The sequence below is a fragment of the Bacteroides sp. ET71 genome, assembly GCF_023336905.1.
GTDB lineage: Bacteria > Bacteroidota > Bacteroidia > Bacteroidales > Bacteroidaceae > Bacteroides.
Map to the genome: position 1 here is coordinate 18,666 of NZ_JAMBLS010000034.1, position 10,610 is coordinate 29,275.

At 52.8% G+C, this 10,610-nt stretch carries 8 protein-coding genes; 4 read left to right on the top strand and 4 right to left on the bottom strand.

All coding sequences use genetic code 11. The annotated features are described in order from the left end of the window. Positions 1-66: 66 nt before the first annotated feature. Complete coding sequence (locus M3090_RS13240; protein WP_249057068.1) at positions 67-591, bottom strand: NUDIX hydrolase; 525 nt, start codon at positions 589-591, stop codon at positions 67-69. Between the two features lie 387 nt (positions 592-978). Here M3090_RS13240 and hisS point away from each other — a divergent pair, with 387 nt between their 5' ends. The 3 genes from hisS (at position 979) to M3090_RS13255 (ending at position 5,136) form a co-directional block, all read left to right on the top strand. Further along, the gene (gene hisS, locus M3090_RS13245) at positions 979-2,343 is read left to right on the top strand and encodes a histidine--tRNA ligase (RefSeq protein ID WP_249057054.1); all 1,365 of its coding nucleotides are present in this window, start codon (positions 979-981) and stop codon (positions 2,341-2,343) included. Between the two features lie 476 nt (positions 2,344-2,819). After that, the gene (locus M3090_RS13250) at positions 2,820-3,560 is read left to right on the top strand and encodes an EFR1 family ferrodoxin (RefSeq protein WP_249057056.1); all 741 of its coding nucleotides are present in this window, start codon (positions 2,820-2,822) and stop codon (positions 3,558-3,560) included. A 397-nt stretch (positions 3,561-3,957) separates the two neighbouring features. Next, positions 3,958-5,136 carry a phosphoribosylaminoimidazolecarboxamide formyltransferase gene (locus M3090_RS13255; protein WP_249057058.1) on the top strand — a complete coding sequence of 393 codons (1,179 nt, stop codon included), beginning with the start codon at positions 3,958-3,960 and terminating at the stop codon, positions 5,134-5,136. A 119-nt stretch (positions 5,137-5,255) separates the two neighbouring features. On the opposite strand, the gene M3090_RS13260 is transcribed toward M3090_RS13255, so the two are convergent. The 3 genes from M3090_RS13260 to rsmA form a co-directional block, all read right to left on the bottom strand. Further along, complete coding sequence (locus M3090_RS13260) at positions 5,256-7,130, bottom strand: DUF349 domain-containing protein (RefSeq protein ID WP_249057061.1); 1,875 nt, start codon at positions 7,128-7,130, stop codon at positions 5,256-5,258. Between the two features lie 119 nt (positions 7,131-7,249). Further along, positions 7,250-8,596 (bottom strand): magnesium transporter, encoded by a 1,347-nt coding sequence (gene mgtE / locus M3090_RS13265; protein ID WP_262918938.1) that lies wholly within the window; start codon positions 8,594-8,596, stop codon positions 7,250-7,252. 22 nt (positions 8,597-8,618) lie between these two features. After that, positions 8,619-9,428, bottom strand: coding sequence for a 16S rRNA (adenine(1518)-N(6)/adenine(1519)-N(6))-dimethyltransferase RsmA (rsmA, locus tag M3090_RS13270; RefSeq protein WP_249057063.1), 810 nt, complete (start codon positions 9,426-9,428; stop codon positions 8,619-8,621). Between the two features lie 139 nt (positions 9,429-9,567). Between rsmA and M3090_RS13275 the strand changes: the two genes are divergently transcribed. Beyond that, complete coding sequence (locus M3090_RS13275) at positions 9,568-10,563, top strand: lysylphosphatidylglycerol synthase transmembrane domain-containing protein (RefSeq protein WP_249057064.1); 996 nt, start codon at positions 9,568-9,570, stop codon at positions 10,561-10,563. The last annotated feature ends 47 nt before the right edge of the window (positions 10,564-10,610 follow it).

Consider the following 10,610-nt stretch of genomic DNA (forward strand, 5'->3'; position numbering starts at 1 on the left):
GCTTATGCTCTTGCCTTTGTCGTTAGCCTGTTCGTCATTTGTTGGGTAAATAGTCGGATGGCGGGCTTACAGCAGATGGTTCACTGCGAAGTACTTCCACAAGGGGGCGGCCATGAGCGACTGTTTGATTTGGTTAGTCATCAGCAACGTGCGTACCTCGTCCACAGTCAGTAGTTCGATGCTGATGTCCTCCGTCACTTCCAGGTGCTGGGTGGAGACCGGCTCCACATCCGTGGCAAGGAAGCAGTGGGTCAAGTTGGTCATGGTACTGGTATTGGCGGAGATGTCCATCCATGGCGTCCAGGTACCGCCACCGTAGCCGGTTTCCTCATCAAGTTCACGTTGGGCAGACTGTAAGGGCGTTTCCCCGGCCTCACAGACGCCGGCGCAGATTTCATAACAGGTCAGTTGCAGACCATGGCGGTACTGACGCTCCATCAGGAAACGTCCGTCGCAGGTCAGGGCAATCACGTTTATCCAATCAGGATACTCCAGTACATAGTATTCGGGGACTTCTGCGCCGTTGGGCAGGCGCACGTGGTCGCGACGCGCCGTCAGCCAAGGGCGGTGGATGAGGTACTCACTGTCCAGCGTCTACCAGCATCGGTCTTTATTGTTAGGTTTCAGCATGGTTTTCTCTTACATTTAGTTGCTGCAAATGTAGGAAGAATCTACGGAAGAAGCAGACGGAGCCAGACTTTTTTTCTCGGCAACCATCCTCCTTTCAGCCTCCTTACGACACACCAACAGGCCCGGTTGCTACACTCAAGGGTAGCACGATGCTACACTCAAGGGTAGTGCGATGCTACACTCAAGGGTAACAACAAGCTACCCTCGAGGGTAGCAACCGGCTATACTCGGGCTGGACAAACATCGGTCATTGATGGTGCACTTTCTTGAGATAAGCTTGGCAAAGTTTAAGCAAATCCCGAATAAATCCGTATCTTTGTCCGCACAAAACCAAGATATAGTAAGATTATGGCAGCAAAACCCTGTATTCCGAAAGGAACGCGCGACTTCTCGCCCGTAGAGATGGCGAAGCGCAACTACATATTCGACACCATCCGCAGCGTCTACCACCTCTATGGCTTTCAGCAGATTGAGACGCCCGCCATGGAGATGCTCTCCACCCTGATGGGCAAATATGGCGAGGAAGGCGACAAACTCCTCTTCAAGATTCAGAACTCCGGCGACTACTTCTCCGGACTGACCGACGAGGAACTCCTCAGCCGCAATGCCCCGCGCCTGGCCTGCAAGTTCTGCGAGAAAGGCCTGCGCTACGACCTCACCGTCCCCTTCGCCCGCTACGTGGTGATGCACCGCGACGAGCTGACCTTCCCCTTCAAGCGCTATCAGATACAGCCCGTGTGGCGTGCTGACCGCCCGCAGAAAGGACGCTACCGTGAGTTCTACCAATGCGATGCCGACGTCGTGGGCAGCGACTCCTTGCTGAACGAAGTAGAGCTGATGCAGATTGTCGACACCGTCTTTTCCCGCTTCGGCATCCGCGTCTGCATCAAGATAAACAACCGCAAGATACTGACCGGCATGGCCGAAATCATCGGCGAGGCCGACAAGATTGTTGACATCACCGTGGCCATCGACAAGCTGGACAAGATTGGCCTGGATAATGTGAACGCCGAGCTGCGCGACAAGGGCATCTCCGACGAAGCCATCGACAAGCTGCAACCCATCATCCTGCTGAGCGGCACCAACGCCGAGAAATTGGACACGCTCCGCCAGACCCTTGCCACGAGCGAGACGGGACTGAAAGGTGTGGAAGAAACCGCCTTCATCCTCTCCACCCTCGAAAGCCTCGGCCTGAAGAACGAAGTGGAACTCGACCTCACCCTGGCCCGCGGACTGAACTACTACACCGGCGCCATCTTCGAGGTCAAGGCTCTGGACGTGCAGATAGGCAGCATCACTGGAGGCGGACGCTACGATAACCTGACGGGCGTGTTCGGCATGCCGGGCGTGAGCGGTGTGGGCATCTCCTTCGGTGCCGACCGCATCTTCGACGTCCTCAACCAGCTCGACCTCTATCCCAAAGAGGCGGTGAAAGGCACGCAACTGCTCTTCATCAACTTCGGGCAATGCGAGGCCGCGTTCTGCCTCTCCATTTTGTCCAAGGCACGTGCAGCCGGCATCCGCGCCGAAATCTATCCCGACAACGCCAAGATGAAGAAACAGATGAGCTACGCCAATGCCAAGGGCGTCCCCTACGTGGCCCTGGTGGGTGAAAACGAGATGCACGAGGGCAAGGTGACGCTGAAGGACATGGCCACGGGCGAACAACGCCTGTTGACACCGGATGAACTCATTGAGGCCCTTGCGTGTTAATTAGTAGAGCCTGTTAAGATTCATTTCCCTGTCATCCCGAGCGCAGTCGAGGGATCTTACTAAGTGTGCAGTATTCGTCGTGAGATGTTTCGACTCCGCTGCGCTCCACTCAACATGACAGAGAGAGCGATTTTTAAACGCTCTAAAGTTTTTCCGAAAAATACTTGTAAAAGGAGACTGCCGTGTCTCCTTTTTTGTTATATTTGTAACGGCAGTGTAAAGCCTTTGTAATCCATCGGCTTTACTTTTGCAATGGCAATTCTAAAAAGGGAGGTTATTATGGTGTCTGTTCAGTACAATCAAAATCTACATAACGTGGTTATCGGTATCGTGATGCTTGTCATTGCCATTTTGTTCCTGCTCTATATGGGCGATTCGATGGTAGATTCCACCCGTGAATTTCGCAGCAGTTATATCCGGTATTTACTTAAGTGACATTTATTTCTTACCTTTGCCGCATAAAGTAGCAGGAAACAATGATATTCTATTTCAGTGCGACAGGTAATTCCCGCTGGGTGGCCGGACAGTTGGCCGAGTTGACGGGTGATGAACTTTTCAATATGGCCGATTTCCTGCGGGAAGGCCGTGTGCCTGCTTTGCCGGCAGACACGGCGCGGGTGGGCGTGGTGTTCCCCATTCATTCCTGGTACGTCCCGGCTCCTGTCCTACGGTTTCTTTCTCAACTGGCCGTCCCGGCATCTGCCTATCGTTATGCCGTCTGCACTTGTGGCGACGATGTCGGCCGTGGGCTCTCCCGTCTTTCCCGCCATTTCCCGCTCGATGCCGCCTGGTCGGTGCAGATGCCCAATACCTATGTGCCCATGTTCGACCTCGATGCACCGGAGCTGGCCCGGCAGAAGGTTGCAGATGCCCGCACTTTCTTGCCCGCCATAGCCGAGGCTGTGGTGCGGAAGGAGCACGCTTGGTGCGTGCACGAAGGCGGCTTCCCGCGCTGCAAGACTTACGTGGTCTATCCATTGTTCAAACATTTCTGTGTAAAAACCAAGGCTTTCCGTGTGGATAACGCATGCATCTCGTGCGGCCGTTGCGAGCAGAACTGCCCCGTGTCTGCCATCCGTCTGGTGGATGGGCGTCCGGTGTGGAACAAGGCGTGTATTCACTGTATGGCCTGCCTGCACGGTTGTCCTGTTAATGCCATCAGCTATGGTGCGGGCACGAGGAAGAAAGGGCAGTATCGGCTGGAAGATTATTTGTAGAAACCGTATATGGAAGGAGTCGTTTGTGCAGCCTGCACCTGGCAGGTTTCCTAAAACTGATAAGCCAAAGAGGACCTTATGGCTGTCTCATCTGATTTCAAACTCTGCGCTCAACGCGATTTCCTGCCCTCCGGCATAGAAAGACTTGCTTATCCGGTATTTACCCTTCGGCAAGTAATAATAGCTGCCGATGGGGAAGCAGAACCAATAGCGTAAGGGGGCTTTCCTGTTGTAGAACCCGTCGCTGAACCATGCGATATCCGGGCCTTTGATTTTCGGTTAAAAAAAGCAAAGGGCTATGGAGACTTTCATGAAACGCCGATGCCGACGGTGTATGATGGCTGTTGTTCAAACCGAAAGAAAATATTATTTTTGCAGAGTAATAAAGAGAACAGATATGGCAAAAGAATTAGCATTAAAGTACGGCTGCAACCCCAATCAGAAGCCGGCCCGCATCTATATGCAGGAAGGGGAATTGCCCATAGAAGTATTAAACGGCCGTCCCGGCTACATCAATTTCCTGGACGCATTGAACGGATGGCAATTGGTGAAGGAACTGAAAGAGGCTACCGGGATGCCGGCGGCCACGTCGTTCAAGCACGTCAGCCCGGCAGGTGCTGCCATTGGTCTGCCCTTGGACGAGACGCTGAAGCAGATTTATTTCGTGGAGGGCCTGCCGCTTTCTCCCTTGGCTAACGCTTACGTCCGTGCCCGTGGCGCCGACCGCATGTCCAGCTATGGCGATTTCATTGCCCTGAGCGACGTGTGCGATGCAGAAACGGCCGCTTTCATTCACCGTGAAGTGTCCGACGGCGTCATTGCTCCGGGCTATACCCCTGAGGCACTGGAAATTCTGAAGAGCAAGCGTAAGGGCACGTACAACATCATCCAGATAGATCCGACGTACAAGCCTGCGCCCATTGAGCACAAAGATGTCTTTGGCATAACCTTCGAGCAGGGGCGCAATGAGATTAAACTGAACGGCGACGACCTCTTTGCCAACATTCCTACGCAGAACAAAGACTTCCCTGACGAAGCCAAACGTGACTTGAAGATTGCCCTCATCACGCTGAAGTACACGCAGTCCAATTCCGTATGTTATGTCAAGGACGGACAGGCCATCGGCATCGGTGCCGGACAGCAGAGCCGCATCCATTGTACCCGCCTGGCCGGTAACAAGGCAGACATCTGGTACCTGCGCCAGCATCCCAAAGTGCTCAACCTCCCATGGGTGGAGAAAATCCGTCGTGCCGACCGCGACAACACCATAGACGTCTACATCAGCGACGACCACGATGACGTCTTGGCCGACGGCGTGTGGCAGCAGTTCTTCACCGAAAAGCCCGACATCTTGCGTCCTGAAGAGAAGCGTGTCTGGCTGCAAGGGCTGAAGGGCGTTTCGCTGGGGTCGGATGCTTTCTTCCCCTTCGGCGACAACATCGAACGGGCACACAAGAGCGGTGTGCAGTACATTGCCCAAGCCGGTGGTTCCGTGCGTGACGACCATGTCATCGCTACGTGCGACAAATACGGCATTGCCATGGCCTTCACCGGCATCCGCCTCTTCCACCATTGATGTCCTGCCTCGTACGCCATTCTTTTTTGTCTGGTGTGCATATATAAAAATAAATCCGCTCCTATGGCAACACGCCGTAGGAACGGATTCTTGTTTTTATCGGAGATTTTGGGCAGGTATTATGCTTCTTTCCCTTCTTCTCCTTCTTTCTTGATGGCTTCGTCGATGGCTTTGATTTTCTGTTTTGTCAGTTCGATGTCGTTCCGGAGTTTCTCAGCCTTGCGGTGCAGTTCGTCCAGCAAACTGTTTCCTTTCTTCGAAGTGGTGGTCAAGAAACCTAAGTTGTTCTCATAAGTCATCAACTCGTTCTTCATGTTCTCGCAGATGCGTGTCAGTCTTTCCCTTTCCCGGTACAGTTGGTTGCCGCTTTCTGCCATTGCTCCCAATGTCGTACGGAATGTTGTCAGCTTCTTCTGTGCTGCGCTTAGGTTCAGCCGGTCGAACAACTTGTCTACCGCTGCCCGGTAACGCTTTTGCAATTTGTCCTTCTCCTTAATGGGGACATAGCCCGTCGCGTTCCATTCCTTCATATACTCTTTCAGCACTCTTGCGGCCTCTTCGCTGTCCGTTTCCGTATCGAGGGCTTCCAGCTTTTCCACAATCTCCTTCTTCTTTTGCAGGTTCTCCTGCTCTTGTCCGCGCTGTGCAGACAAGGCTTGGTTACGCTGTTCGAAGAAATAGTCGCATGCTGTGATAAACCGTTTCCATATATCGTTGGAGTAGCGCTTGTTTACCGGCCCGATGGCTTTCCATTCCTTTTGCAAGTTGGTCAGAGTTTCGCTGGTAGTTTTCCAGTCTGTACTGTCTTTCAGAGCTTCGGCTTTTTCGCACAATGCCTTCTTCTTTTCCAGGTTTTGGCTCATGCGTTCTTTCAGTTCTTTGAAGAAGGCCGTCCTCTTGTGGAAAAAGTCGTCGCACGCTTTGTGGAAGCGTTCGTAGATGGCCGTGTTCATGCGTTGCGGGGCAAACCCGATGGTTTTCCATTTTGCTTGCAGGGCAATAACTTCTTGGGCTTTTTCTTCCCATTGCAGGGGTGAGGTCATGCCTTCACAGTCGATGGCTTCTATGATTTCGCAGATGACCGTCTTCTGGTCCAAGTTGTTTTGTTCTTCGGCTTTCAGTGCTTCGTAGTGTTGCTGGTGGCGTTTGTGGACGGCGCTGGATGCTGCTTTGAACCTTGCCCAGATTTCGTCGCGTTGCTCTTTGGATACCGGTCCTGTTTCACGGAATTCTTTGTCAAGCTTCTGCCATTGGTGATAAGCAGAAACTGCATCAGGCTCGTCGGCCAGCTTTTCGGCGGCTTCGCACAACCGTTGCTTGATTTCGAGGTTTTTTCGGAAATCATATTCACGGAACTCGTTGTTCAGCTTGAGCAGGTCGTAGAACTTCTCGACGTAGAGTTGGTAGTTTTTCCACAGTTCATTGGCTTTGGCTGCGGGTATAAGTGTAGTTTCATTCCACTGTTGTTGCAGCTTTTTGAACTCGGCGTAGTTTTTGTTGGGGTCTTCGGGCGATTCTATCAAGTCCTTCAGCTCCTCAATGATGGAGAGTTTTACCTGGAGGTTCATCTCCTTCTGTTTTTCCAGTTCGGCAGCCATTTCGTTTCTCTTTTCCTTGATGACGGACATTATATTTTTGTACTCTTCTTCCGTGGGGTCAGTTGGCGGAATGAAGTTCTCTTCGTCGCCTCCGTTGTCAATGAACTGTTTTTTAGCTGCCTCTACTTCAGAGTTGTGTGCCTTGTAATAAGCTTGTTTCAGGCTGTCGATATCGGCCTTGTTTGTAGCTTCCACATGGGCTGCAATCTCTTTGAGTCTGGCCAAGATTTCTTCTTTGGTCAGTTTCTGTGCAGGTTGTTCTTTTGGTTCTTCTTTGTCAGTCTCTTCTGCAGGTATTTCCGCAAGATTTTGTTCGGTTGTATCTGCAGCAGTCGTCTTAGCTTCTTCTAATTCCACCTGTTTTTCGGGGAGATTAGTGTCATGAGTGTCCGTCATTGTATTTAAGTTTTAGAGCAGTTTCCTGCTTTGTATAACATTAGTCTACAAATTAATGAAATAAAAATGATTTGTGCATACTTTTTCTTTGACTTTTTTACTCCGAGTACCGATATTCGTCAAGAGAGCAGTACGGTTATGCCCATATAGAGCATCATGCCTATGATGTCGTTGGTGATGGAGATGAATGGTCCTGTGGCTATGGCTGGGTCGACCTTCAGCTTTTCCAGTGTCATGGGTACCAAAGTTCCAAAGATGGAAGCGAACATGACGACGGCAAACAAGCTGATGGATACGGAGTAGGTGACCGTGGCCGCTGAGCCGAAGCGCACGAAGTTGTAGATGTACACCAGCAGCGAGATGATGGTTGCGTTGATGGAGGCTACCATTGCTTCTTTGGCCACTTGCTTCAAGGTGTCTTTGGCGTTGAGCGAACTGTTGGCAAGTCCTTGTACGATGATGGCCGATGACTGTGTCCCTACGTTTCCACCTGTTCCGCCGATGAGCGGGATGTAGAGTGCCATCTCCGGGTGGGCGGCGAAGGTGGAGTCGAAGTTCCCCAGTATCATGGAGTTGCCGATGCCACCCAGCATGCCGATAAGCAGCCACGGCAGGCGGGCAGAGGTCTGGCGTACGAGGTTATCGTCCGTCTCGACGTCTTGCGACAGACCGGATGCCAACTGGTAGTCTCGTTCAGACTGTTCGCGCACTTCGTCCATGACGTCGTCTACGGTGATTTGGCCAACCAGGCGTCCGATGCTGTCGACGACGGGCACGGCCACGAGGTCGTATTTCTCGATGGTCTGTACCACTTCGTCTATGGGGGTGTCTACGTGCACTGAGATGGGGTCTTTCTTCATGACGTGCTTCACTTTCGATACTGAAGGCGAGGTAATCATTTTCTTCAGCGGAAAGACGCCTTGCAGTCGGTCTTCGTCGTCGATGACGTAGACGTAGTAGATTTCGTCCAGGTCTTCGGCCTGCTGGCGCATTTCTTTCAGGCACTCTGGCATACTCCAGTTTTCGTTGACGGTGACCATTTCCGTGCCCATCAATCCGCCGGCGGTGTCTTCGTCGTATTTCAGGAGGTCGACGATGTCGCCAGCCTGTTCGATGTCTTCGATGTGCGAGAGGACTTCTTCTTGTTTGTCTTCATCCAGTTCTCGCATCAGGTCGACGGCGTCGTCCGTGTCCATGTAGTCCACGAAGCGTTTGGCAATGGTTTCCGAGGGGAGGGCTTCCAGCAGTTCTTTGCGGGAGTCTTCGTCCATTTCCACCAGGACGTCTGCGGCTGTTTCATTGTCCAGCAGCCGGTACAGGAAGCGTGCGTCTTCCAGGTCGAGGTCGTTGCACAGTTCGGCGATGTCGGCCGGATGGAGGTCTGCCAGCAGGTTCTTTACGCTTTCGGCGTCTTTTTGTTCGATGAGGCTTTTTACCTTGTCGATGTATTCTTCGTCTATTTCCATAGGTGTCGCAGTGTCTGTTAGGTTATAGGGAGGATGGGTTGTTGTTGCCTGCCCTTAAGGCTTCTTCCACTTGGTTGGTCAGGGCGATGAATTGCGCGACGGACAGTTGTTCGGGGCGTTTGTCGAACAGGGTGTCTTGTGTGAGGGGGCTGTCTTTGCCCAGTATTGGTTTGATGGAGTTGCGTAGGGTCTTGCGCCGCTGGTTGAAGGTGGTTTTTACGATTTGTTTGAACAGTTTTTCGTCGCATCCCAAGGCTTGTGTTTCGTTGCGTGTCATGCGGATGACGGCGCTTTTCACTTTGGGGGGCGGGTTGAATACGTGTTCGTGTACGGTGAAGAGGTATTCTACGCTGTACCATGCTTGTATCAGTACGCTCAGGATGCCGTAGGTTTTGCTGCCGGGTGCGGCGGCTATGCGTTCGGCCACTTCTTTTTGTATCATGCCCGTGCAGCAGGGGATGAGGTCTTTGTAGTCCAGCATCTTGAAGAATATCTGGCTGGAGATGTTGTAGGGGTAGTTGCCGGTCAGGACGAAGGGTTGTCCGTCGAAGAGGCGTTCGAGGTGCATCTTCAGGAAGTCGTCTTCGATGATGTTGTCTTCCAGCTCCGGATAGTTCTCGCGCAGGTAGGCCACCGACTCATAGTCCACCTCCACCGCTTTGAGGGGGCGTTCTTTTTCCAGCAGGAATTGCGTGAGCACACCCATTCCCGGGCCTACTTCCAGCAGGGGCAGGCCGGGGCAGGCGTCTACGGTGTCGGCAATCTGGCGGGCTACTGCCAGGTCTTTCAGGAAGTGCTGTCCCAGGAATTTCTTTGGCTTTACTGATTTCATCTTTCTTAAGACAAGGATTTGTAGTGCTCGTATCTTTTGCGCTATCTTTGCAGCGTGCAAAGATAACGCTATTTGGCCGGATTTGCTCTATTCTTGCGGATAAAATGTGGTTCGGCGGGTGTTGATTGCTTGTGTTGTTATGAAGAAAGTGTTGAAAGAAATACTGACCGTGTTGCTTCCTGTTGCTTTGGGAGCTTTTATCATGTATTGGGTGTATCGCGATTTCGATTTCGAGCGCGTGGGCCGGGTGTTGCTTCACGGTACGTCGTGGGGATGGATGGTGCTGTCCTTGTTGTTTGGCGTGTTGGGGCATGTGCTCCGCGGCTGGCGTTGGAAGCAGACGCTGGCGCCTTTGGGTGCCTGTCCTGCCACGAGCAATTGTGTGGATGCTATTTTCATCTCTTATGCCACCAGTCTTGTGCTTCCCCGTTTGGGCGAGGTGTCGCGTTGCGGGGTGCTGGCGCGCTATGACCAGGTGTCGTTTTCGAAGTCGCTGGGCACGGTGGTGACGGAGCGTCTGTTGGACGGTGTGTGCGTGCTGCTCCTTGCGGGCGGTACGTTTCTGCTGCAGATGCCTGTGTTCTTGCGTTTTTTTGCCGAGACGGGCACCAAGATTCCTTCGTTGCTTCATCTGCTTACTTCGCCGTGGTTTTATGTCGCCTTCCTGTCGGTGGCCAGTGTGCTGGTGCTGCTGTACTATTTGCTCCGCATGTTGTCTTTCTTCGAGCGTGTGAAGGGTGTCGTGCTCCATGTGTGGGAGGGCATCGTATCGCTTCGCCGGGTGGCCCATGTGTGGCTTTTCGTTTTTTATACCGTGGCCATCTGGCTTTGCTATTTCCTGCATTTCTACCTTACGTTCTATTGCTTCGGCTTCACCAGCTCGCTGGGGCTTCTGGCGGGGTTGGTGATGTTTGTGGGCGGCACGTTTGCGGTGATAGTCCCTACGCCCAACGGGGCGGGACCGTGGCATTTTGCTGTCATTACGATGATGATGCTCTACGGGGTGAGCGATGCGGATGCGTCTATGTTCGCCCTCATCGTGCATGGCATACAGACGTTGCTGGTCATCGTGCTCGGCGTGTACGGCTGGTTGCACGCCGTGTGGGCCAACCGCAGGGGGGCCGCCCGTCCATAGCTTTATGTGTGGGGGGTGCCACAACGCTCTATGTGGGGGGTGCCACA

What these genes read in the sequence shown, in the direction of transcription:
- hisS (WP_249057054.1), top strand. Translation starts at nt 979, where the DNA reads ATGGCAGCAAAACCCTGTATTCCGAAAGGAACGCGCGACTTCTCGCCC.
- M3090_RS13250 (WP_249057056.1), top strand. Translation starts at nt 2,820, where the DNA reads ATGATATTCTATTTCAGTGCGACAGGTAATTCCCGCTGGGTGGCCGGA.
- M3090_RS13255 (WP_249057058.1), top strand. Translation starts at nt 3,958, where the DNA reads ATGGCAAAAGAATTAGCATTAAAGTACGGCTGCAACCCCAATCAGAAG.
- M3090_RS13260 (WP_249057061.1), bottom strand. Translation starts at nt 7,130, where the DNA reads ATGACGGACACTCATGACACTAATCTCCCCGAAAAACAGGTGGAATTA.
- mgtE (WP_262918938.1), bottom strand. Translation starts at nt 8,596, where the DNA reads ATGGAAATAGACGAAGAATACATCGACAAGGTAAAAAGCCTCATCGAA.
- rsmA (WP_249057063.1), bottom strand. Translation starts at nt 9,428, where the DNA reads ATGAAATCAGTAAAGCCAAAGAAATTCCTGGGACAGCACTTCCTGAAA.
- M3090_RS13275 (WP_249057064.1), top strand. Translation starts at nt 9,568, where the DNA reads ATGAAGAAAGTGTTGAAAGAAATACTGACCGTGTTGCTTCCTGTTGCT.